The 24,259-nt window shown below is 56.9% G+C and carries 18 protein-coding genes; 12 read left to right on the forward strand and 6 right to left on the reverse strand.

Annotated features, from left to right (window positions below; all coding sequences use genetic code 11):
• Window positions 1-8: 8 nt before the first annotated feature.
• Genes pqqC through FZF01_RS17950 form a run of 4 tightly spaced genes read left to right on the forward strand, consistent with a single transcriptional unit; the run spans window position 9 to window position 4,023 of the window.
• Entirely contained in the window at window positions 9-746 is a 738-nt protein-coding gene (gene pqqC / locus FZF01_RS17935) for a pyrroloquinoline-quinone synthase PqqC (RefSeq protein WP_150277133.1), read from the forward strand.
• Entirely contained in the window at window positions 743-1,021 is a 279-nt protein-coding gene (pqqD, locus tag FZF01_RS17940; protein ID WP_150277087.1) for a pyrroloquinoline quinone biosynthesis peptide chaperone PqqD, read from the forward strand. The genes pqqC and pqqD overlap by 4 nt, the downstream gene beginning before the upstream one ends.
• Window positions 993-2,153: a pyrroloquinoline quinone biosynthesis protein PqqE gene (pqqE, locus tag FZF01_RS17945; RefSeq protein ID WP_150277086.1), complete on the forward strand. Its 1,161-nt coding sequence runs from the start codon at window positions 993-995 to the stop codon at window positions 2,151-2,153. Before pqqD ends, pqqE begins: the two co-directional genes overlap by 29 nt.
• A complete protein-coding gene (locus tag FZF01_RS17950) occupies window positions 2,119-4,023 on the forward strand; it encodes a S9 family peptidase (protein WP_150277085.1) in 1,905 nt (634 codons plus the stop codon). Before pqqE ends, FZF01_RS17950 begins: the two co-directional genes overlap by 35 nt.
• A 241-nt stretch (window positions 4,024-4,264) precedes the next feature.
• Here the strand turns inward: FZF01_RS17950 and FZF01_RS17955 are convergent, their stop codons facing one another.
• Complete coding sequence (locus tag FZF01_RS17955) at window positions 4,265-6,418, reverse strand: NosR/NirI family protein (RefSeq protein ID WP_150277084.1); 2,154 nt, start codon at window positions 6,416-6,418, stop codon at window positions 4,265-4,267.
• Window positions 6,419-6,633: 215 nt separating this feature from the next.
• On the opposite strand from FZF01_RS17955, the gene ercA reads away from it, so the two are divergent.
• The 6 genes from ercA to FZF01_RS17985 all read left to right on the forward strand — a co-directional run bounded on the left by ercA (window position 6,634) and on the right by FZF01_RS17985 (window position 17,549).
• Window positions 6,634-7,797 carry an alcohol dehydrogenase-like regulatory protein ErcA gene (ercA, locus tag FZF01_RS17960; protein WP_150277083.1) on the forward strand — a complete coding sequence of 388 codons (1,164 nt, stop codon included), beginning with the start codon at window positions 6,634-6,636 and terminating at the stop codon, window positions 7,795-7,797.
• Complete coding sequence (locus FZF01_RS17965) at window positions 7,781-9,538, forward strand: PAS domain-containing hybrid sensor histidine kinase/response regulator (RefSeq protein ID WP_150277082.1); 1,758 nt, start codon at window positions 7,781-7,783, stop codon at window positions 9,536-9,538. The genes ercA and FZF01_RS17965 overlap by 17 nt, the downstream gene beginning before the upstream one ends.
• Before the next feature lie 109 nt (window positions 9,539-9,647).
• Window positions 9,648-12,341 carry an insulinase family protein gene (locus FZF01_RS17970; RefSeq protein ID WP_188434416.1) on the forward strand — a complete coding sequence of 898 codons (2,694 nt, stop codon included), beginning with the start codon at window positions 9,648-9,650 and terminating at the stop codon, window positions 12,339-12,341.
• Between the two features lie 117 nt (window positions 12,342-12,458).
• The gene (locus FZF01_RS17975) at window positions 12,459-13,625 is read left to right on the forward strand and encodes a porin (protein ID WP_150277080.1); all 1,167 of its coding nucleotides are present in this window, start codon (window positions 12,459-12,461) and stop codon (window positions 13,623-13,625) included.
• Between the two features lie 155 nt (window positions 13,626-13,780).
• Window positions 13,781-14,929 (forward strand): nitric oxide-sensing protein NosP, encoded by a 1,149-nt coding sequence (nosP, locus tag FZF01_RS17980; protein WP_150277079.1) that lies wholly within the window; start codon window positions 13,781-13,783, stop codon window positions 14,927-14,929.
• Window positions 14,913-17,549: a hybrid sensor histidine kinase/response regulator gene (locus FZF01_RS17985; protein ID WP_373286443.1), complete on the forward strand. Its 2,637-nt coding sequence runs from the start codon at window positions 14,913-14,915 to the stop codon at window positions 17,547-17,549. The genes nosP and FZF01_RS17985 overlap by 17 nt, the downstream gene beginning before the upstream one ends.
• Here FZF01_RS17985 and FZF01_RS17990 read toward each other — a convergent pair.
• The 5 genes from FZF01_RS17990 to FZF01_RS18010 all read right to left on the reverse strand — a co-directional run bounded on the left by FZF01_RS17990 (window position 17,534) and on the right by FZF01_RS18010 (window position 22,163).
• Window positions 17,534-18,196, reverse strand: coding sequence for a response regulator (locus FZF01_RS17990; RefSeq protein ID WP_150277078.1), 663 nt, complete (start codon window positions 18,194-18,196; stop codon window positions 17,534-17,536). The genes FZF01_RS17985 and FZF01_RS17990 overlap by 16 nt on opposite strands.
• Window positions 18,197-18,370: 174 nt before the next feature.
• Window positions 18,371-19,177 carry an ABC transporter permease gene (locus tag FZF01_RS17995; RefSeq protein ID WP_150277077.1) on the reverse strand — a complete coding sequence of 269 codons (807 nt, stop codon included), beginning with the start codon at window positions 19,175-19,177 and terminating at the stop codon, window positions 18,371-18,373.
• Entirely contained in the window at window positions 19,174-19,911 is a 738-nt protein-coding gene (locus tag FZF01_RS18000; protein WP_150277076.1) for an ABC transporter ATP-binding protein, read from the reverse strand. The genes FZF01_RS17995 and FZF01_RS18000 overlap by 4 nt, the downstream gene beginning before the upstream one ends.
• Complete coding sequence (locus FZF01_RS18005) at window positions 19,908-20,933, reverse strand: YVTN family beta-propeller repeat protein (protein ID WP_150277075.1); 1,026 nt, start codon at window positions 20,931-20,933, stop codon at window positions 19,908-19,910. Before FZF01_RS18005 ends, FZF01_RS18000 begins: the two co-directional genes overlap by 4 nt.
• Before the next feature lie 48 nt (window positions 20,934-20,981).
• Window positions 20,982-22,163, reverse strand: coding sequence for an ABC transporter substrate-binding protein (locus FZF01_RS18010; protein WP_150277074.1), 1,182 nt, complete (start codon window positions 22,161-22,163; stop codon window positions 20,982-20,984).
• Window positions 22,164-22,319: 156 nt separating this feature from the next.
• Here FZF01_RS18010 and FZF01_RS18015 point away from each other — a divergent pair, with 156 nt between their 5' ends.
• Together FZF01_RS18015 and FZF01_RS18020 are read left to right on the forward strand one after the other, a co-directional pair.
• Window positions 22,320-23,609: a sensor histidine kinase gene (locus tag FZF01_RS18015; protein ID WP_150277073.1), complete on the forward strand. Its 1,290-nt coding sequence runs from the start codon at window positions 22,320-22,322 to the stop codon at window positions 23,607-23,609.
• Window positions 23,606-24,247: a response regulator gene (locus tag FZF01_RS18020; RefSeq protein WP_150277072.1), complete on the forward strand. Its 642-nt coding sequence runs from the start codon at window positions 23,606-23,608 to the stop codon at window positions 24,245-24,247. Before FZF01_RS18015 ends, FZF01_RS18020 begins: the two co-directional genes overlap by 4 nt.
• The last annotated feature ends 12 nt before the right edge of the window (window positions 24,248-24,259 follow it).

Genomic DNA, 24,259 nt, shown 5'->3' on the forward strand with positions numbered 1-24,259 from the left:
CCCAACCAATGAACGCCGATGCTTTCGAGCAGGCCCTGCGGGCCAAGGGAGCCTATTACCATATTCATCATCCCTACCATGTAGCCATGTATAACGGCACCGCCAGCCGCGAGCAGATTCAGGGCTGGGTTGCCAATCGCTTCTACTACCAGATCAAGATTCCGCTCAAGGATGCGGCGATTCTGGCTAACTGCAATGACTCGGCTACCCGTCGCGAATGGATACAGCGGATTGTAGATCATGATGGCGAGGCGGACGGGCAGGGTGGTATTGAAGCCTGGTTACGACTGGGCGAGGCTGTAGGCCTGGATCGGGACATTCTGTTGTCGCAGGAACGGGTATTGCCGGGCGTGCGCTTTGCAGTAGATGCCTATGTCAATTTTGCCCGTAGGGCGAGCTGGCAGGAAGCGGCCAGTTCTTCGTTGACCGAGCTGTTTGCGCCGCAGATTCACCAGTCACGTCTTGATAGCTGGCCGGCGCATTATCCGTGGATAGACAGTCGCGGATATGAGTATTTCCGTAAACGCATGAGTGAGGCGCGGCGCGACGTCGAGCATGGCTTGCGCATCACGCTCAGCCATTATCAAACCCACACCGCTCAGCAGCGCATGCTCGATATCCTGCAGTTCAAGCTGGACATCCTCTGGAGCATGCTTGATGCCATGACCATGGCCTACGAACTGGGCCGCGCGCCCTATCACACGGTTACAACACAAGCTGTCTGGCATAGGGGAATAGAACTGTGATCGACTTTCAGAAAAGCCAGGTGCCAGTACTGCGTCCCGGATTTCGTCTGCAGTGGGAGCCAATCCAGAACAGCCACGTTCTGTTGTACCCGGAAGGGATGGTCAAATTGAACGAGAGTGCTGCCCAGGTGCTGTTGCTGATCGACGGCGAGCGGCAAATCAAAGGCATCATAGACAGCCTATCCGATCGTTTTCCGAATGTTCCAGGCCTGGATGAAGACATCCTCGCCTTTATCGAGGTGGCCAATGCACAACACTGGATCCAGGTCCGCTGACAGCCCGCTGGTTGCAGAGCAGGGGCCACCGTTGTGGCTGCTGGCCGAGCTGACTTATCGCTGTCCGCTGCAATGTCCCTATTGTTCAAACCCGCTGGAGTTCGCCAATCACAAGGATGAACTGACTACAGCACAATGGGTAGACGTATTCACTCAGGCCAGGGCGCTGGGTGCAGCGCAACTCGGGTTCTCCGGTGGCGAGCCACTGGTGCGTGACGACCTGGTCGAGTTGATCGGCGCGGCGCGTGAGCTCGGGTTCTATACCAATCTGATAACCTCGGGTATGGGCCTGACCGAGCAAAAGATAAACGCGTTCAAGCAGGCGGGGCTCGATCACATCCAGATCAGTTTTCAGGCGTCCGATGCCGAGATCAACAACTTGCTTGCTGGCTCGCGCAAGGCTTTTGAGCAAAAGCTGGCGATGGCGCGCGCCGTGAAGGCGGCCGGGTACCCTATGGTGCTCAACTTCGTGACGCATCGGCACAACATCGACGAGATAGAGAAAATTATCGAGCTCTGTCTGGCACTGGAGGCGGATTTCGTTGAATTGGCTACCTGCCAATATTACGGCTGGGCGCACCTGAACCGGGCTGGCCTGTTGCCCACCAAGGCCCAGCTTGACCATGCTGAAACCGTTACCCAGCGATACCGCCTTAAACTGGCCGCTGAAAATCACCCCTGCAAACTGATTCTGGTGACCCCCGACTATTATGAAGAGCGGCCCAAGGGCTGCATGAATGGGTGGGGCAATATCTTTCTGAGCATTACGCCTGATGGCACGGCATTACCCTGTCATAGTGCTCGGCAATTGCCGGTGAGTTTTCCCAACGTTACCGCGCACAGCTTGTCGCACATCTGGTACGACTCGTTCGGATTCAATCGTTTCCGTGGGTATGAGTGGATGAGCGAACCCTGCCGCTCCTGTGACGAAAAGGAAAAGGATTTTGGTGGCTGCCGATGTCAGGCGTATATGCTTACAGGAGATGCAACCCAGGCAGACCCGGTCTGCAGTAAATCACCGCATCACGACAAGATACTGGCTGCTCGCTCTGAGGCCGAGTTGCCCCAACCGCCAATAGAGGTGCTGACATTCCGTAATGAGCGAACCTCGCGAATCATCTGCAAAGGCTGAACGTCCCGGGTTCTGGACCAGTTCGTTCACTGCCGCACAAGCGGTCGCAGCGGCAAGTGATTACGCCGATCTGGTCTGTGACGAGGAGCGGCTGCTCTGGATTGAATTCCATCCAGAGGACGGCCGCAATCTGGTCCATGAATGGACCCCGGGTGGGCAGCGTAGCTTGACGCCAAATGGCTTCAGCGCCCGCAGCCGTGTTTATGAATACGGTGGTGGTGCGCTTTGCCTGCATGGAGGCCAGCTGTTTTTTGTCAACGAATACGATCAACAGATCTATGTCCAATCCTTGCTCGATCTGGACTGTCAGGTACTGACAAAGCGTCCCGATTGCCGGTACGGAGCACTTGTCTATGATTCCCAACGCGGTCATCTCATCGCAATCGAAGAGTGTCATAGCGTCGCTGCTGTAGAGCACCGGTTAGTGTCAATCAGCCCCCAGGGCGTGCGCCGCATAGTCGCCGAAGGCGCTGATTTCTATAATAGCCCTTGTATCAGCCCCGATGGCTCCCGCATGGCCTGGGTCGAGTGGGACCGGCCGGACCTGGCCTGGACCCGAACGCGCCTTATGGTCGCCGTACTCGACCAACAGGGGGGCATCCAGGAACGCACTGTATGCTCCTGCGGTCAGGCTGAAGCAGGTCACCCCGAAGCATTTCAGCAACCACAGTTCGATGCACTTGGAACACTGGTGTGCCTGACCGACAGGAATGGCTTCTGGCGGCCCTGGCGCGTACTCGACAACAACACCCTGCAGCCTCTGCCTGCCCGGAATGCCGATCATGCTCCAGCGCCCTGGCAGCTTAATCCGCGGCATGTGCTGGGCTTGCCGGGGGGCTTGTGGGCGCTCAGCTGGCTGGAACAGGGTCTCGGACACCTGGCGCTGCGCCACGCTGAATCTGCCGAGGAAAGCCGGTTGGCGCACGGGTACCAGCGCTTCCGCGCGCTGGTGGCGAACAGTCGATGGTTATTCTGTGTGGCAGGCTCTGTGCACTGCAGCGCTGCCATACTGCGAATAGACCTGTTGACACATGAGCATCAGGTCATACGACAGATCATGCCCGCCTTGGCAGAAGATGAGATATCGCAGCCGCAATCAGTGTCCTACCCCAGCGCAGATGGTGAGGTCGCTCACGGTTTTTTCTATTCGCCGCACAATAGTCGTCATTCCTCCCCCTCAGAATTACCGCCATTGGTTATTTTTACCCATGGTGGTCCAACGTCAGCGACCTATGCGGTATTTGATAATCGCATCCAGTACTGGACGCAGCGTGGCTTCGCCGTTGTCGATCTGAACTACCGGGGAAGCGTGGGATTTGGTCGAGCCTACCGACAACGCCTGCGCGGTGAGTGGGGTGTGGTCGATGTGGAAGACGTGTTCGGAGCGATCGAATATCTTGTACAGCAGGGCTATATAGCTCCCGACAAGGTGTTTATTCGGGGTTCCAGTGCCGGGGGCTACACCACTCTGTGCAGCCTGCTAGCTGCCGAGGGGCGTTTTCGTGCAGCGGCCAGTTTATACGGGGTCAGCGATCCGTTAAGGCTCAGGGCAAATACTCACAAGTTCGAAGCTGACTATATCGACTGGCTGATCGGCGATCCTGAGAGTCAGCCCGAACGTTACTTAGCCCGCTCGCCACTGGAACGCGCAGTTGAAATCAGCACACCCGTTATCTTTTTCCAGGGGCTCAAGGATGGTGTGGTTCTACCGGAGCAAACCGAGCGCATGGTGGCTGCACTGCGAGCGCATGGCGTCCCTGTTGAGTGCTTTACCTTTGCAGAGGAACGTCATGGGTTTCGCGAGGCAAAAACACTGTGCAGCGTGCTGGAGCAAGAGTTGGCATTTTATCAGCGCTGGCTGCCAGGTTGAGCGTGCAGATGCGCTCTGTCTGACTTTTTGCCTGCGCAACAGTTGGATGCCCCTCGGCATGCACCTGGTCTTGCGGAAGTAACGGCAGTAACGGTATCACCGCTGCGGCGTTCATTATCACCAGAAGACGCAGGCGCCAGACAAGTAGCCCGATGCCTGTTCTTTCCTCAGTCTGTTGCTTTCCGGTTGTTTGAGTAAGGCTGTGACGCATGGGCAAGCCCTCGAGGGTAGACGGGCGGATTCAGCCCTGGGTCGGCGTAGCCGCATCTCGCCAGGGCGTATCGGTCGCAATAATGTCCCGTTGCTCAAGGCGTTTGCGCGCTTTGCGAGCTTGCTTTTCGGCACTGATGGTGGCCACGCACTGGTTGTCATTATTGAGAATGACAATGCATTCCAGACACTGAATGCACTCGCCGTAGTCGATGCTGCCATCACGTTTGATTGCGCCGATCTCGCAGCTGTTCTTGCAGTGCTGGCAAGGCTTGCCGCAGGCGTCGATCCGTTTGAGCCATGAGAAAAGATGAAACTTGCCCAGCATTGCCAGGCCTGCGCCGAGGGGGCAGACGTAGCGGCAATAGAACTTGTGCACAAACAATCCCATGCCCAGCAATATCAGCGCATACAGCACGAACGGCCAACTGCGCATGAAGAACAGGGTGATGCTGGTTTTGAAGGGCTCAACCTCGGCAAGGCGTTCAGCCAGCGTCAATGATAAAAATGCCGTTAGCACCAAACCGACAAGAATCACATATTTGATCCATTGCAGTTTCTGATGCAACGGATCAGCTATTTTCAATTGCTTGATGTTTAGCTTTTTGGCGATCCAGCCGAGCATTTCCTGCAGCGCGCCGAATGGGCATAACCAGCCGCAGAACAGCCCCCGTCCCCAGATGAAGAGGCTGACGAAGGTAAAACTCCAAAGAATGAAAATCACCGGATCCATCAGGAATACGGTCAAGTCGAAGTCAGGTCCGAGGGCGAGCAGCAGAGTGAAAATATTTACTACCGAGAGCTGACCCTGGGCATACAAACCCAGAAATAACAGGGTAAAGAGCAAGAAACCTGCGCGGAATACATGAAAGGCCTGGCCGTGGCGGCTGATACGATGCTGGAACATGAAGACCATACTCAACAGGACCAAAGCCAGCAGCGTTAACCCGACCTGCCAGCCGCGTTCCTGCCACATGCGCAACCAGACAGGCACTGGTTTGTGTACGGCAGGCGCAGCCTGGATATCGAATAGCGTGGAATCCAGCGTTAGGGGATGGGTGAAGGGTGCGCTGCTCTCAACCAGCGGATTGCGCCTTAGACTGACATTCAACTGCAGGCTGGCCGGTTCTGCCGGGTTGAAACCGGCATGGGGTTTGATCCGGAAAATATGGGCTACACCTTCGCTGATGGGCGTATTCAGCGATCCCAGGATGTCGCCGTTGTTGTAGTTCATATCGTGCAGTTCGATCGCCTTGTCATTTTGCGTCAGCACCAGGCGGCTCGGCGCGCTGGCGGGAATGAAGTCGTCGGGGACATGGGGGTATAGCCCACTGGAAATCACCAGCAATGCCTGTTCGTTTGCTTTCAGTTCGCTGGTAAGGCGTGCGAAACCAGCTTCACCAAGCAGGTTGCGGCCGGTGTTGGGGGTGTTCAGGTAGGCGAAGTACAACTCGCTGAAAGGTTGCTCGGGGCTTTCAATATCCAGGTCGGGAAAATAGGCGATGTGCTGATTGAGGGACTGTTCCACCTCAGCCTGTGAAATTTCCCAGTGCTGCAGGTAACTCCGATCCAGTAGCTGTTGCCAATCCAGGGGTTCGAAAAGATCAGATCGTGGGGTGGCCAGCGGGCTGCCGGCAAAGTCGTCGAGCAATTGGCGAGCGACGCTTAACGCTGAGACCAGTACTGTCTCGTTCAGAATCACCACCGATACAGTGGCCTTGCTTACTCCGTCGAATTGAGTGATGGAGGTACCATCCACTGTTGTGGCCTGGCGGCCGCCAACCACGATCGGCGTACGGATGTCCTGCTGGCGGTATTGCTCGACGAAGTCAAAGAGTGCCTGCTCCCCGAGGCCATGCAGAAATACCGGCTCATGATGCTCGAGCACTTTTACGCCAACCAGAATGCCCTGTGGCTCCAGCCCGATAAGCAGACGAATCGGCTTGCCTGAAAAGCCCTGGAGACTTGAATAGTCCTGGGACTCGAAAGCGTAGCCAAGCAAGTCATCCAGTTGATAGACACTGTAGACAGGAGGGTTGTCCTGTTTTGGTTCGATACGCGTGGCTTTGGGAAACAGTGCCTGAATCTCGCTGTTATCAACTGATGCGTAGAGTGTCTGGCTGAAAAAGAGCCAAAGCAGACACGCTGCCCGCAGAGCAACTGACAGAACTGAATGCGCTTGCATGGCTGATCCCGGATTTATGGTTTTTTTCAATGTTGCGGGGCAGGGCGTTTGACGACCATGCGACTTGCAGGTAACCCGGCAGATACTTAGGTCTTAGTACGCCTGCCAAGCGGCTTCCAGATGGGTAGGAAGAGGCCGATTCAAGGGCAATATGCTTATGGTGCGGCGGTTAATCAGGTACTCTTGCCCCACAATAACAAGCCAGTCGAATCGCCATGTCCTACGATATAAGTCAGTTACGCAAGTTCGTTACGCCGGAGATTATCTTTGGTGCCGGCGCGCGCAAGACCGTCGCCAACTACGCCTCCACCTTTGGCGCTAAAAAGGTCTTGCTGGTCTCCGATCCTGGCGTACAGGCTGCCGGGTGGCTCGCGGATGTCGAGCAGAGCCTGCAGGAGCAGAGTATTGATTACGTGCTCTTCACCCAGGTATCCGCCAATCCACGTGTCGAAGAGATCATGCTCGGCGCCGAGGTGTATCGAGCCGCCGGTTGCAACGTGATTGTTGCCGTAGGCGGCGGCAGCCCCATGGATTGTGCCAAGGCAATCGGCATCGTGGTGGCGCATGATCGGCACATTCTCACCTTCGAGGGCGTCGACACCATACGCGCGCCCATCCCGCCGCTGATCATGGTGCCGACCACGGCCGGAACCTCGGCCGACGTGTCGCAGTTCGTGATCATTTCCAACCAGCAGGAGAAGGTAAAGTTTTCCATCATCAGTAAGGCCGTGGTCCCGGATGTGTCGCTGATCGATCCGGAAACCACCTCGACCATGGACCCGTTTCTGTCCGCCTGTACCGGAGTCGATGCACTGGTTCATGCGATTGAGGCATTCGTATCAACCGGCAGTGGTCCGATGACGGACGCCCACGCCCTGGAAGCCATGCGTCTGATCAATGGCAATCTGGTGGCGATGATCCAGAGCCCCCAGGATATTGCCCTGCGCGAAAAGATCATGCTTGGCAGCTTGCAGGCCGGACTGGCATTTTCCAACGCGATCCTTGGCGCAGTGCATGCAATGTCGCACAGTCTCGGGGGGTTTCTCGATTTGCCCCACGGACTGTGTAATGCCATCCTGGTCGAGCACGTGGTCGCATTCAACTATGCCTCGGCACCCGACCGATTCAAGGTCGTGGCTCAAACCCTGGGTATCGATACTCGCGGCCTCACAACGCCACAGATCCGGCAACGGCTGGTACAACACCTGATCGATCTGAAGAAGGCTGTGGGCTTCGAGCAGAGCCTGGCCATGCATGGCGTCAGCATGTCGGATCTTCCCATGTTATCAATGCACGCAATGCATGACCCCTGCATCCTGACCAATCCCCGTGAGTCCAGCCTCAAGGACGTCGAGGTTGTGTATGCAGAAGCCCTCTGACCCACGCCGGGAAGTACTGACGGGGTTGCTGGGGCTGGGCTCCCAGTCGTCGCGCAAGAGTTATTATCCCGAATTGCTGGCGCGACTGGAGGACCTGGAAGCCGAGCGCAATCGCTACAAATGGCTGTTCGAGAATGCGCTTCACGGTATCTTTCAGGCGGGGCTCGACCAGGGATTTCTGTCGGTCAACCGGGCCCTGGCCCGCATGCTCGGCTATCCCGATGCACAAGCCGTGATTGCTGGCCACGACAAGGGTTGGGCAGCTGTTTTTGTTGATGGCGACCAGGAGCTCCAGGCCATCACCCGCGCGTTGTTGAGCCAGGGTGAGCTGGCCGGATACGAAACGCGCCTGGTTCGCGCCGATGGACGGCACCTGGATGTACGCATCAATATGCTGCTTCGCCCCGATGCGCAGGGGCCTGTGGTCGAGGGGTTTGTCGCCGACATCACCGAGCGCAAGAACGCCCAGGCAAGCATGCAGCGGCTGAACGAGGATCTGGAGCGGCGAGTGCAGGCGCGCACTCAGGAACTGGAAGCGTTGAATACGGATTTACGCCACCAGATTATCGAGCGTGAGAGGGTTCAACGGGCGCTGCGCGAAGCCAGGGATGCCGCTGAGCAGGCCAATACGAGCAAGGATCGTTACCTCGCTGCGGCCAGTCACGACCTGCTCCAACCGATGAATGCAGCGCGTTTGTTGATGTCGACCCTGCGTGAGCGGACATTGCCGGCAGACGAGGCGCAACTGGTCGAGCGTTCCCATTGCGCGCTGGAAAGCGCCGAGGACATGCTCACCGACCTGCTCGATATCGCCCGTCTGGATCAGAGCAACGTCAAGCCGGAGCTCGGCAACTATAGTCTTGCGGAGTTGATCGAGCCGCTGGTTGCCGAGTTTCAGGGGTTGGCCGACCTCAATGGCATCCGCTTGCGCATGCATCCCTCGGACTGCGCGGTGCATACCGATTACCGGCTGTTCAGCCGGATTTTGCGTAACCTCCTGAGTAATGCCATCCGTTATACGGATCGGGGAGGGGTGCTGATCGGGGCTCGCAGGCAGGGCGGTCGGTTGGAAATACAGGTCTGGGATACCGGGCGCGGCATACCTGTCGAGCAGTTTCGCGCGATTTTCAAGGAGTTCAATCAGCTCTCCCAGTCGGCAAATCTTCCGCAGTCAGACCTGCAGGGAAAGCGCAAAGGCGTGGGGTTGGGGCTAGCGATTGTCGAACGTATCGCCACGCTTCTGGAGGCCGGCGTGACGGTGCGCTCCAGAGTTGGCCGGGGTTCGGTATTTTCGGTCAGTGTCCCGTTGGCTACCATGGCGCCAGCCGCGCCGCTGCCCTCCGCCAGGGTTCTGGAGCAGCTTGTTGCACCGCTGCAGGGACGGCTTTTGCTGGTAATAGATAATGAACAGATCATTCTCGATAGCATGCGCGACCTGCTGGAACAGTGGGGCGCCAATGTGCGGGTGGCGGTTCACCATGAAGCCGCGCTGGAACAACTTGGCGGATCCGTCCCGGATGCGGTTCTGGTCGACTATCACCTGGATGAGGGCCGCAACGGCTGCGACGCGGTAAGTAGCTTGCGCGAGCATTGGCAGCAGGTGGTACCGGCGATCATGATCACAGCCGATCGCAGTGAGCACTGTCAGCAGACCCTCCGTGAGCTGGGTATTCCGGTGCTTGGCAAGCCATTGAAGGCAGCCAAGCTACGCGCGATGCTCGGGCAGATGCTCAAGGAGTAACCGCACCTAGTGCTTTAGTGTCACTCATTACTACTTTGGTGGCATTTGGGAATAAAAGCCCGGCTTGCGGGGTTACTCTGGGCTGCCAAGATCCGCCCAGGAGCGCTCAGTGCATTGTATTCCTCTGGCTGCCACTCCCCGCGATGGTCGTGATTATCGGCTTTATCAGCATGCCAATGGTTTGCGCTGCCTGCTGATCAGCGACCCTGAGGCCAGTCTTGCAACCTGTGTAGCCCAGGTAGACGTGGGCAGTGAAGACGAGCTAGGCGGCCATTCCGGCTTGGCCCATCTGCTGGAACACATGTTGTTCATGGGCTCCGAGGGTTATCCGCATCCCGGCTCTTTCCCCGCACTTGTGAATCGCTATGCGGGCCGTTTCAATGCCAGCACCGCGGCACAAATTACCCGCTTCTTTTTCAGCGTTGGCCCCGATGGGCTATCACCCTGTATTGAGCAGCTGGGCGACATGCTCTGCGCACCGTTGTTTGAACCCTCCCTGGTGGGTACCGAGCGTCAGGTCATAGACGCGGAATTTCATACGCGTTTGGCAGATGATGCCTTGCATCAGCAGGCAGCCATGGCTGCAGCTCTTGATCCGGCACACCCGATGAGCCGTTTCAGCGCCGGAAACGCAGTAAGCCTCACCGGCACTGACGCTGATCTGGTGCAGCACTTGCGGGGCTTTCATCAGCAGTATTATCGCGCGGCAGACATGCTTCTGGTGCTTCATGCCAAGCAAACGCCCGCAGCGTTACTCAGTTTGGCCATTGCATTTGCAGACCGGCAAATACCGGGCGGGCGACCGAAACGTTGTCGACCGCCGTTATTTGACCCCAAAAGATTGCCCTGCCGCCTTCAGCGTGAGACAGCACAGGGGTCGCCCAGATGGCAATTGGTCTATCCGCTGACCGGACTCGACTGGCTGGAGCACGACAGCAGTGGCGCGTGGTTGTGTGAGTGGATCGCCAGTCCTGGTCCCGCGGGTGCCCTGGGTTGGCTGCGTGAGTGTGGCCTGATTGCCGAACTGCATGTCCGGATTGAGGTGATGGCGGACAACCAGGCGTTGCTCTACGTCGAACTTGAACCACTACTCAAGCTGGAGAATTACCAGCAATTGCTGGATGCATGGCAGAGCTGGCTGAACTGGCTGCTGGAGGTGGACCCGCAATGCTGGCCGTTTGCAGCCAGAACCTGCCTGCTGGATCAGGCCTTTGCCCGGGGGCGCCAGGGTGACCCGGTCGAGTGGCTCAAGGATCTTGCACACCGGTTGATGCGCTTACCGGTTGACCATCTGCTTGAACCAACGGCAAACCGGCAACCCGTCAATGCCCAGCGTTGGCGGCGCCTGCTGGACCAGCTGCAGCCGACCAGACTGCTGCTTGTACAGCCGCGCCGCAATGCCACATGGACTGAGAGAACACCATGGACCGGCACCGGTTATACGCTTAGTGAACTGACATGGCGTGCGCCGGTTCTGAAAGCGCCATTACAATCTGACCAGGGGCCCGATTTCGACTGTGCGATGGGCAGCAACAACCCGATAGTCTGTATTACGCAATTGCCGGGGTTTCGGCAGCACGACTTGCCTGCTCGAGACGGCCACACCGAACACTCAGGGCAGCAGGTACAAACACGTCTGGCCTGGTGTTGGCCTATGGGGCAGAGCACCCGGGCGCAGCGGTATTTGCTGCAATCGTGCTGGGCTTTGCAGATCGAGCCCATTGCGCGCCGCGCAGAACTGTCAGGCGTCAGGATCGCCTGGCAGCAGGACGCTGGCGTGCTCAGCCTGACGCTATCAGGCCTGGCAGATGGGACGGATAGCTCTGTGCCAGGCATTCTGCGTAGCGTAATCGGTGCTATCACACAGCCCCCTGCGCCCGGCTTGCTGGACCTTGCCTGTCATCGACTTTACTGCTGGCAGGCGGAGCAGGCTGCGCAACTGCCGGCCTATCGCTGCCTGTCGGAGCTGGATGCATGGCTGCTTGCCGACGCTGCAGAGTGTGGCTTCAGTCTGGATGATCAGATGACTGCGACAACGGCATTGAATGTGTGGCGCCATCTAAGCGAGCAGGCACAACTGCTCTGGCTGAAACCCTCTGGCCTGCATGCGAGCACGCTCGACGGCTACCTCATGGCATCAGGGTTTCCGGGCCTGAAGCGGAGCTTTGGCTGGGCTGAACCTCGTCCCAGAGTATTGCAAGCAGGTATCGAGTCACTCTCTATTCCCGTGCTGGCCCCGGATAGATGCCAGTTGCTGTACTGTCAGGCGCCCAGTGGTGGTGTGCTTGAGCGCGCTGGCTGGCGGCTTCTGCAGCAACTGCTGGCCAGCCCCTTCTTTGACGATCTGCGAACCAGACAGCAACTGGGTTACTGGGTTGTAGCTCGCTATCATCCGATTTCGGGAGTACCTGGGTTATTGTTTCTGGTCCAATCTCCCAGTCATGACCACAAGCAGATAACCCGCGCAGTGGACGAGTTTCTCCTCGAGCAGCAAGAGCTGGTAGCGGCTATGCCTTTTGCCCTCATAAAGGCCCAGGCTGAGCGCCTGGCACAGGCCCTCCAGGCTCAGCAAAGCGCCGCTGACCGCATGTTTGAAGAGTGCTGGAGCACACTGCTCGGGCGTGAAGGCCAGAGTCTTGAGGCGGAGTGTGAAGTATTGCGAGGTATGCGAGCGGAGCAATGGCAGGTCGTTCAGTCGCAACTCTGGGAGAGAGCGTTGCGCCTGCGTCTGGCCAGCGAAACCAATACCAAGGTAGCGCACCAGGTACACCTGCAAAAGCACAGTAGTACCGGCGCTTTATAGGCACAACCAAAGCGCACCGGTTTTGCTCCCCAGGCACAATAGGGCCTGGCCCGCAGCTTTCCGATAATCGGCTGGACGTTCTAATCCGTCAGCCATGGATCACATCGGAGAGTAAAAATGAAAAACAAAAAATCGGTCTACCCAGTACTGACTGCCCTCGCAGCAACCATCCTGAGCGCCCCGGCCAGTGCAGCAATCACTCTGTATGACGAAGACGGCACCACCTTTTCCGCAGACGGCTACGTCAACGCCTTCTACGTTCAGACCGACACAGACAATATCAATGACACCCTGGACCGGGACCAATCCCGGGTGAAGATGGGTTTCCTGCCCAACTATATCGGTTTCAACATGGGCAAGAAGATGGACAACCTGACGATGGGTGCACGTTCGTCGTTCTGGGTCACCATCAATGATGGCGAAACCAATGGCACCAGCACCGCAATCGACGTACGGCAATTCTACGGCACCGTCGCGGGTGAATGGGGCGAGGTGTTGGTCGGCAAGGATTTCGGCTTGTTTTCCCGCTCGAACATTTTTGTTGATGAATTTCTTTCCGGTTACGGTCAGGTGAGCGACACCCTGGGCCTGGTCGATGGCGGCGGTGTGTCCTTCGGTAATATCGGTACCGGCTACCCCTATCCGTTTCCCACGGCACAGATCACTTACCGCTCTCCGATCATGAGTGGTTTCCGGGTTGCGGTCGGCATCATGGATCCTGTGGACACAACCGATGATTCCGTTGTGGGCAAGAACTACCAGGACACGCCGCGCTTTGAATCAGAGATTACCTACCAGACGCAACTGGGTGGCGTTGATTTGTTCAGCTGGGTAAACGGTATGCATCAGAAATCCGAAAATACCGACTCCACCGTTGATTCAGTCACTTCCCAGGGTCTGGGTTACGGTCTGCAGGCGAAGATGGGGAACATGTCATTGACAGCTTCGGGTTTTGACGCCGAAGGGGTCAACCCGTTTTTCACCAACAACGCTGGGGAGCCGGTTCTGCGTGAGATCGACAGCACCGGATACCTGCTGCAGGGATCCTACAAATTTGCGGACAAGACACGCGTGGCCCTGTCGTTTGGCAAGACCGAGGATGATGGCAACGGACTGGGTTTCAAGGCGGATTATGAGACTCGTGGTCTGGGTGTATTCCACAGCATCAATGACAACCTGACACTGGTTGCCGAATACAATCAGTTCGAGATAGAAAACACCACCACCAAGCAAACCATTGAGGAGACAGACACCATTGCCCTGGGTGTTGTGCTCAGCTGGTAGGTAATTTGGCAGTTCCATACACAACCGAAGCCTGGCTTCGGTTGTTTTGTTTGCGTCTTAAGGCGTGCTGAGACAGTACTCAAGTAGCATGTTGATCGACTTTACGCCTGACTAGAATCGATGTTATGGCGGATGAACCAGCCACGGAGCCTTTCATGCATCGCACAGTGACGCAGTGTTTTCTCACAGCCAGGACCTGCGTACAGGATCCTGAGCTGGCCGCTGCCGAATTGGCGGATCAGTTACGGCATCCGGGGCTTGGTTGCGTCCTGTTTTTCTGTTCTGCGGAATACTCGCTGGCGCCACTGGCCGAGGCGCTGGAGCGTGTTTTTTCCGGGGTGATGGTCATCGGCTGCACCAGCGCTGGTGAGATAACGTCCGATGGGTATGGGCGAGGTTGTATCAGTGCTGTTGGCTTTGACTCGTCCGCCTTTGCTGTGGATTGCACCCTGATTCAGGCATTGGACAATTTTACGCTGGTCGACGCGCAGTCAGCTGTTGACCAGATGCTCAGCCATTGCCGGGGTATCGGCCTTGCGCCCATCAAGGACCAGACATTTGCCCTGACCTTGCTCGACGGGCTTTCAAGCCGGGAGGAGGTGGTGCTGTCGACCCTGAGTACTGCCCTGGGCAGCATTCCCAATTTTGGTGGCTCTGCGGGTGATGATAATCACCTGAGTCATACCCATGTGTATTACCAGGGCGTCTTCCATACCGGGGCTGCAGTGGTAATCATGTTCAATACCTGGCTGGATTTCGAGGTATTCACCACGCACCACATGCAGCCGATGGAAAACAAGCTGGTTGTTACCGCGGCAGACAGCGATACGCGCACTGTTCTGGAGCTCAATGCAGAGCCTGCGGCCGAGGAATACGCACGTCTGGTCGGGGTGGCAGTAGAGGATCTGAACCTTTCCACCTTTGCTCTCAACGCTCTGGCTGTACGTATTCGTGACCAGTTCTATGTGCGCTCGATTCAAAGGGTCAATGCCGACCTGAGCTTGACCTTTTATTGCGCGGTAGACACCGGAATAGTGTTGACCGCGATGCGTCCTGGACCTCTATTGCCGGGTTTACAGGTTCAATTTGAGATATTACGTCAGCGCCTGGGCGAGCCGGTGCTGATTCTCGGCTGCGATTGCTTTCTGCGCCGCAAGGAAGCCGAGTTGCGCGGCGAAGACCAGGCGCTTTCTGCCTTTCTGGCAAGCAGCAAGGTAGTGGGATTCAATACCTACGGCGAACAATACAACGGTATGCACATCAACCAGACGTTTACCGGGGTGGCCTTTGCCCTACCTGACTGAACCGCTTGCATCCTCTCAGGAGTCTTCTGATAACGCGGAAGTGCGCAGACTGCGGGCCGAGAACAATAAGCTGCGGCGCATCAATGCGGCACTGATCGAGCGCGTGGAATCCAGTTCCAGTCAACGTACCGAAAGCTATGCGGCGTTCCAGCACTCGGTCGAACTGGCCGAGCAGGTACGGGAGCGAACCCATGCCTTGAACGAAACCATGGCTGAACTCCAGGCCAGCAATCGACTGCTGATCGATGCTCGGGCGCACGCTGAGCGCGCACACCATCACCTTTCAGATGCCATAGAAAGCGTTTCTGATGCATTAGTGTTGTTTGACAGGTACGAGCGTATCGTCCTTTTCAACAGCCGTTTTGCCGCGTTCTGGAAAGGCACGCGAGCGGAGGTCACGGCTGGAACGTCCTTGTCCGAGATCAAGCGTCTTGCGGTAAGCACTGGACTGGTAACCGAGGTCGACGCGGCAGCTGACGGTCATGTTCTGTATCAGCTGCGCGGCCAACGCTGGGTACAGGTCAGTGAGCGGCTGACCAGTGAAGGCGGCCTGGTAATAATGTACACGGATATCACCGATCTCAAGCAATCAGAAACTGCGCGACGAGAAAAGGCTCTGGCGCAGAAAACCCGGCTGCTCCAGCGCACAGTCGACAGTCTGTCCCAGGGCGTGGCAGTGATCAACGAGCAAGGCGGTATCGAGGTCTGGAATGGGCGTTTCCTTGAATTGGCCGGGCTGGCGCCAATTGAGCCCCACCGGCCTTTTGCCGAGGTGATGGATGAAAGCGAGCTGGAGTTGTTTGTTCCGGGCCGATACGGCATTTCGGGAAGCGAGCAACTGACCTGCGAGCAGCGTCTGGCCAACGGAAAGGTGCTGGAAGTGCGCACTCACCCGATGCCGACGGGCGGTTACGTCAATACCTATACTGACATTACCGAGCGTGATCTTTACGCCAAGGCCTTGCTGGAGAGCGAGCGCTGGGTCCGGCTGATTACTGATCATGTACCCGCACTGATTGCCTATGTGGGCGAGGATCTGACCTATCAGTTCACCAACAAGGTGTATGACGAGTGGTACGGTTGGCGGCGTGGCGAGAGCCAGAACAAGAGCTTGCGTCGGATTCATAGCCAGGAGCAGTTTGCGCGCTTGCAACCTTATATAGAGCGTGCATTTCAGGGCGAGAGCGTCACCTTTGAATTCGACGAATGCAACGCGGAGAATCTTGAGCGGTATCTGTTGCGATCCTATGTGCCCAACCGCGATGCGCAGGGCAAGGTGATCGGTATCTTTGTATTGATCCGCGATATCACTGAACGACGACATACCGCCGTAGCCCTGCGCGAAGCCTATCAGCACCTGGAGCAGCGTGTCCTCGAACGCACGCAGGAACTGACCGAGCTCAATACCCAACTGCGACAGGAAATCAGTGAAAGGGCCCAGGTTGAGTCACGTCTGCGGGAGGCCAAGCGTGAGGCCGAGCAGGCAAATATGTCGAAAACCAAGTTCCTGGCGGCAGTCAGTCACGACTTGCTGCAACCTCTCAATGCAGCACGTCTGTTTACCGGTGCGCTACTTGAGCATGAGGTGCCTGAGGTAAGTGCCCCGCTGATCAGGCAGGTCAGTCACTCCCTGGAGGATGTGGAAAATCTCCTGGAGACACTGGTGGATATTTCCAAGCTGGACGCCGGCGTTATCAAGCCCGATATCGCCCCTTTCAAGCTCTCTGAGCTGCTTGATAATCTGGCCAACGAGTATCGCCAGATAGCAGGCGTGGAGGGCCTTGAATTGCATTTTGTCGGCAGCGATGCGGTCGTGCGTAGTGATGCACAGTTGCTGGCGCGCATTCTCCGAAACTTTCTCACCAATGCGATTCGCTATACTCAATCCGGAAAATTGCTGCTGGGGTGTCGTCGCCAGGCCCACGGTCTGCGCATTGAAGTATGGGACACCGGTATGGGCATCCCAGAAGATAAGTTGCTCGAGATCTTCCAGGAATTCAAACGGGTAAATCCCAGCGCAAACACCCGAGACCGCGGCTTGGGCCTGGGGCTGGCAATTGTGGACAAGATTGCGCGAATGCTGGGTCACCGCATCCGTGTGCGCTCCTGGGAAGGGCGGGGTTCGGTATTTTCGGTCGATCTACCCTACGGTCAGCTGCAGACAAGGCTCGATCAACCTTCCGCAGCGCCGATGATGCAGGGGCAAAGATTGCAGGATGCCCGCGTCTGGGTGCTGGATAATGATGCATCGATCTGTGCAGCAATGCGTACGCTCCTGGAAGGGTGGGGCTGTCATGTAGTAACGGCACTGTCTGAAGAAGACCTCGCCAGCCAGGTTGACAACTTCCATGCCCACGCTGACCTGCTGATAGCCGACTACCATCTGGATAACGAGGTCAATGGAGTGGATGTGGTCGCCACTATCAACGGTAGACGGGGGCATCCACTGCCAGTGCTACTGATAACGGCAAACTACAGTAACGACCTCAAGCTTCAGGTGCGCGAGTTGGGGCATGTGCTGATGCACAAGCCCGTGAAGCCGCTGAAACTGAAGACCGCAATGGGGCACTTGCTGGCCACTCAGGCGGGCCAGCCAAGGGACGTTCAGCGTCTCAGATAGGAGCTGAAATCGACATCGCTCGCGGACAGGATTGCCTGCACGCGATTGTGTACATTGAGCTTGCGCAAGATCGCCGAGACATGAGCCTTGACGGTGGTTTCCGCAATCTCCAGGTGATAGGCAATCTGTTTGTTGGATTCGCCCTTGGCCATGCGTTCCAGAACCAGCAGTTGCTTGCGCGTCAGGGCATACAGCAGCTCAGGGGATACAGGGTGCTCCTCCGGGTGCCGGCGAGTAATCACACGATTGGAGCGGATGATGTCTGAGGGCAGGTATACATTCCCGGCCATTATCTGCTCGATGGCCCTGGTCATTTCCGCCCGTGGTGAGGACTTGGTAATAAAACCCACGGCGCCATAAGTGATCGCCTGCAACACCACCTGCTTGTCTTCCTCGGCAGAGACAATCACCACCGGAATGGAAGGCGACTCGTTACGCAGCGTGATCAAGCCGTTCAGGCCATGCATGCCAGGCATGTTCAGGTCCAACAGGATCAGATCCAGGTCGTCCTGCTCCTGGGCGATGACCAGTGCACTGTCCAGATCGTTGGTTTCAATAAGCTCCGAACCAGCGAATCCCGTCGTGATGACATTGCAGATGGCTTCACGGAATAATGGATGATCGTCGGCTATCAGTATCTTGTACATGGCCAGTTTCAACCTGTTTGTTGTTGTTTTTTTATGTTTTCGGCTCGCAGTAGAAAGCCTTCTAGTGATTTGGCATTGCTACTTGAGCATTACAACCCGTGCCGACTGTATTGCAAATGATACATTGGCACACTAAAGCAGTACTAAAGTAGTAAATTTCGTTGTCATCCTGCGCTAGTCACCCTGAGGTCGACGCCGCACCGCGGCATGTTGCGGGTTGAAAGTCATGATTGCGGCGCTGGTAATCACCATCAGTAGGACCAGACATACGACCAGCGCCTGACCATTGAGCTGCAGGTACAAGGCAAAGCGCACCAGCTCGACCGCGTGAGTGAAGGGGTTGAGGCTGCATAACCAATAGAGCCATTCACTGGACTCGCGCATTTTCCACAGCGGGTAGAGTGCCGATGAGAGAAAAAACATCGGGAAAATGACAAAGTTCATCACGCCAGCAAAGTTCTCCAGCTGACGTATGCCATTGGACAGCAACAAGCCCAGGGCACTTAGCAGCAGCGCCGCTAGCAGGAGTGCCGGGGCAGCCGCCAGCAAACCCCAGAGCGGTGGCTGAATATCAAACATCCAGGCAATCGCAAGAAACGCATAAACCTGAATCAGAGAGATCAATGCACTGGCAGCCAGTTTGCTGATCAGCAGAAAAGGTCTGGGCAGGGGGCTCATCAGGAGCACCCGCATGCTGCCTATCTCACGGTCGTAAACCATTGAGAGCGAGGCCTGCATGCCATTGAACAGAACGATCATGCAACATAGCCCAGGCAGTATGTAGGTTTCGTAAGTGATGTAGGTGGCGTAAGGCGCCATGATCGAGACACCCAGCGCTGCGCGAAAACCGGCGGCAAAGACCAGTAACCAGAGCAGTGGGCGTACCAGGGCGCTGAGAAAACGCGACCGTTGCTGATAGAAGCGCAACCACTCACGCTTGAGTACGCCGTTAAGGCAAGCCAGATAAGCTGCCGGGCTCATGCTGATGCCCCGGCGGTCTGGGTCATGTACCGGAAAGCGTCATTCAGGTTGGTGTGGCCGGTCTTGGCAATAATGCCTTCAGCGCTGCTCGCCGCCAGGACCCGCCCGCCATGCAGGACTACAACAGGGTCATTCAACGCAATTTCGTCCATAAGGTGGGTCGTCCAGACAACGGTAATCCGCTGCTCGGCGCATAGAGTACGAATATGCTGATTCAGTGCCAGACGGCTCGCAGGATCCAGGCCGGCACTGGCCTCATCAAGAAGCAGAATGCTCGGCTGATGCAACAGTGCTCGGGCAATCTCCACTCGCCTGCGGTGCCCCCCATTAAGCTCGCGTACGCGCTGGTGCTGGTGCGCCAACAATGATTGACGCATTAGCTCCTGCTCTATGAGCGGTGCTGCCGCACGGGCACTCAGGCCATGCAGGGCGGCATGGTAAGCGAGGTTCTGATGTACGCTGAGATCCAGATCCAGCGTGCTCTGCTGGAACACCACCCCGAGCTGCCGCAGTGCCTGGCGGGGCTGCCGCCGAAGTGACACCCCGCCAACCCGGATATCGCCCTGTTGCAGCCGGTATAACCGGCTGAACAAGGCTATCAGGGTACTTTTACCTGCGCCGTTGGGGCCCAGCAGGGCATTCAGCCGGCCCGTCTCGATGCCGAAGCTGACCTGGTCCAGTGCGACCTTGTCGCCAAAACTGAAGCTGACCTGATCAACTTGCAAGGCGTTCAAGGAGTGACCACCACGCCCCATGGATAGCGGCCGACCTTGATGGTATTGACTGCCTTCAACGAATCCACATCGATGACCGAGACATCTCCGCTTACACCGTTGGTGGTCAAGAGTTTGCTTTGGTCGGTATTGAACGACATGTGCCAGACGCGGCGGCCTACCAGAATGTACTCAAGCACCTCATAGGTCTTGGCGTCCACTACAGCCACATGATTGGCAGGGCCCAGAGCAACAAAGGCGTATCGGCCATCGTCACTCAGCTTGACCCCGACCGGCTGGACGCGATCCGGATGAATTCCCTTGATCGCGAACTCAATGGTATGGGTGACCTCCTTGCTGGCTACGTCGACTATCTTGACCGTACCGCCGATCTCGGCCGACGCCCAAAGCAAGCTACTGTCCTTGGTAAACTCCACATGTCGAGGGCGCTGATCTACCAGAGTATTGGCTACCAGTGTATTGGTGCTGGTATCGATCCAGTGCAGCATGTTGCTGGTTTCACTGGTATTGACGGCCCACTTGCCATCAGGACTGACGCCCATGCCCTCGGGCTCGACACCTACATCGATCTGTGCAAGCACTTCGCTGGTTTCAACGTCAACTACCGTCACCAGTGCATCATCTTCATTGGAGATATACAGCCAGCGATCGTTATGATGCAGAGCGAATTGTTCGGGGTCAGCGCCTGAAGGCAGTTCCTTGATTATCTTGCGGGTGGCCAGGTCGATGATCTGTACCCGATCCGAATCGCTGGCGCAGATATACAGCAGTTTGTTATCGCTCGAGAGCAAGACCCCGCGCGGACGCAGTCCCACATCGATGGTTTCCACTACCTGCATGCTGTCCAGGTCGATAACAGAAACGGTATTGTCTTTCTCGTTTGTAACGTAAGCCGTCTCGGCCAGGGCAGTCAGACTGAACGTGCTGGTCAACAAAGCGCCTGCAAGCAGTGACAGACTGAACTTCCTGATCGGCAGACTATGCGCGAGTACAGCAGAGGTGTGACGGCTTTTCTTGTACATGGGTACTCCAGGTTCTTGTTTTTGGGATTTTGGGTGACCGGGCCAGATTCACAGCAGCCGGCATTTGCTCTCGGGTTGGTCAAACCCCAGAGTGTCAAGATCGGTCTCGGGATGCAGAAAGCCTTCCTGTGGTGAGTTGCTTACCAGTGCGCGGGGTTGCACCAAGGGGATGGGCTGACGAAGTTGTCCGCTCCAGTCGCGATAACTCAGCTTTCTGCCTTTGAATCCGTCCAGCGGAAGATCGTCGGACAGACTCAGCGCTTTGATCGCCGCTGGATCGGTGCTATTGAGTGTGGTGACAGCTGCACCAAAGGTACGAATACCCAGCCAGGCGGCGAAGTCCAGGCTATTCATCCAGCGGCCAGCCTGGAGTTCAAAACGTTTTTGCAACTGGGCAGCGCCGAAGGTTTCGACCACTTTATGCCAGCCCAGTGGGGTGAGGCCCTGTGTGCCAGCTACTGGTCTTGGATACCAGGTGTTGTAAGGGATGTATTCACCAAAATCACCGCGCTCGTCAGCCACTACCACAACGTCATACTCGGAGGTCTGGGTAAACAGGGGGACCTCCGCCTGTGCGGTGCGGCGCAGATCGGTATCAAAACTCCAGACTTTTTCAGCCACGACTTTATGGCCGAACCGTTTGGCGGAGCGTTTCAAAGCGGCGGCATAGGCCAGGTCGTCATCCGTGGGGCCACTGATCAGCAGCCAGCGCGTGAGTTTGCGTACGGTCAGAAACTGCGCCAGCGCGTCGGTCAGCATGGCGCGGCTGGGGAGTGTATGCAGTACGTTCGGCAGGCACTGCTCAGTGCGCAGCTTGTCATCGTGACTGCCGGCGTTGATCAGCAAGCTATCAGCGGAAAACTCGTTTGCCAGCTCGGACAGCGCCTGGCTGGGCAAATTGATGACGAACAGCCTTACGCCCTGAGCATGCAGCGCTCTTGCGGCATCCAGAGTAGCCTGCAACTCCGCTTCAGCGGCGACCAGCAACTGATAGTCATGTTTCAGAAAGCGCCCAGTACTGTTGTTGTCTGCCAATGCCAACTGCGCACCCTGCAGGCCCGCATCGGGCGGTTCAGGAATGACGTTAGACATGATCGGGCCTGGGTCTGGAGTCCAGCTGACATAAGCCATATTGACCGTCAGCGTCTGGACCTGACTGCTCGTGGCCACTGCACTGGCGCTGATGACTGTCATAAAACAGAACAGGGAATACAAAACCGTTGAGCGCATGTGGACTCCTTTTATCTTGAGTCCAGCATGGAAGCTGGCAGGTGCCTGGTAAATCCGAAGAAAGTACCAATCGGCCAGTACCAAGGTACTATTCCGAGGTTTTGTTCAAACCGTACGATAGGGCGGACTGTATTAGATTCGTCCAGGAATTAGCCAATGCGCTCTATTTCGACTGCAACTCGCCTGACGGCCTGGGTTTGTGTGGCCTTCAGCATAGTGTTATTGGTCACCATGGGTGTGTTGCTCAGGCAGGCTGAAAAGGATGTCGTGCGTGAGCTGCAGAGCGGCCGGGCAATGGCACTGAGCTTGCTCGAAAACATGGCTCAGCGGCGGGTCTCTCCCGCGGTTGAGGTTCTCGATGATCTCCGCCATGTGCGCATCGCGAAGACTGGCAGTGTCGGCCATGATATTGCTCAACAAACTTCTGGTGCAGTGCCAGGGTGGTTGCTGCGCTGGATGCAGCCGGTGATAGATAAGTCATTTGCACCTGTATCTCTGGACTTTGCCGATGGCCAGCGATGGCTGGTCAGTCCTGATCCAGTCGACGAGCTTGAGGAGGTGTGGGAGTCGTTGCTCCTGCTGCTCGGCGTTTTTGCTGTTGCTCTTGTATTGTCATTGGTAGTCATCCATCTCTCGTTGCGTCGTGGGCTAAGAGCATACCGGCATCTGCTTGAAGCTTTGGAGCTTATCGGGGTTGGTGAATTGCAGGCACGCCTGTCACCTAGCAGCCAGACTGAGTTGAATCAATTGGCCAACCGCTTCAATCTCATGGCCACGGCCCTGGAGCGGGCAGAAGCAAGCAACCAGCAACTGACCCGTGCATTGATGACCCTGCAGGAGAAGGAGCGGATGCACCTGGCTCACGCCCTGCACGATGATCTGGGGCAATACCTGACCGGCATCCGGGCCCAGGCCTATATGCTTGGCGAATCATCTGGTCAGCCCGATCTGATTCGGCAGCACGCGCAACATCTTTTAGAGGCATGCAATGGTTTACAGCGTGGCTTCAGGGCGTTGGTCAAGGATCTGCATCCAGTCGTGCTGGACCGGTTAGGGCTGGAACAGGCTCTACGTCAGTTGACAGGGCAGTGGCAGCAACAACAGGGCATCCAGTGTGTGCTGGAGCTGGATAACCCTTTGCCTGATATGGCAACAGAGCAGCGCACGCATTTATATCGTCTATTGCAGGAAGCTTTGACCAATGTCGCTCGGCATGCCAAAGCCAGCTCGGTATGGGTGCGGCTGGTACTTCAGGGCAACGTGCTGCAAGTCAGTGTGCGGGATAACGGCGACGGTCTGAAAGACCAAAACGAATCCTGCGGAGTGGGCATGCGATCAATGCGCGAACGCGCTCGCTGTCTGCAAAGCGCATTGCAAGTCACCTCAAGCCCAGGCGTGGGTGTATTGGTGTCGCTCACTATTCCACTGAAGGGGCTCGCCGCATGAATATTCTTCTGGTCGATGACCACGCGATTGTGCGTCAAGGCTATACCAGCCTGCTGGGTATGACTTTCACCCAGGCTGACATCCGTGAGGCCGCCAGTGGAGAAGAGGCCATCAGCGCCGCGCAACAAAAGGTGCCTGATCTGGTGGTGCTGGATATCGGATTGCCGGGCATCAGCGGCATCGAAACTGCCCGGCGTCTGCTGCTGCGGTGGCCCTCACTGCGCATTCTGTTTTTCAGTATGCATGATGAGTTACCGCTGGTGCGCCAGGCATTGGCTGCTGGCGCACTGGGGTACATCACCAAAGGCGCAGCACCGGATGTGTTGCTTGAGGCGGTGAGGCGTTGCCTGGGTGGGCAACGCTATATAGAACAGGAACTGGCTACGCAGCTGGCCTGTGCTGGTCCCGACAACACCCTGGACCCGCGGCTGAAATGCATGACTCAGCGGGAGTTCGAGATTTTTGTCATGCTCGCCAAGGGCACGCCACCCAGGCGCATCGCCAGTCATCTGTGCATCAGCAGCAAAACGGTTTCGAATAATCTGACCGTGCTCAAGCAGAAACTGAATGTCAGTTCTCTCACCGAACTGGTCCACCTGGCTATCGATACAGGAGTAATTCGAGTGCAGGTGGCCTGAGCACGTCAGTAT

The sequence above is a fragment of the Halopseudomonas salina genome, from assembly GCF_008641105.1.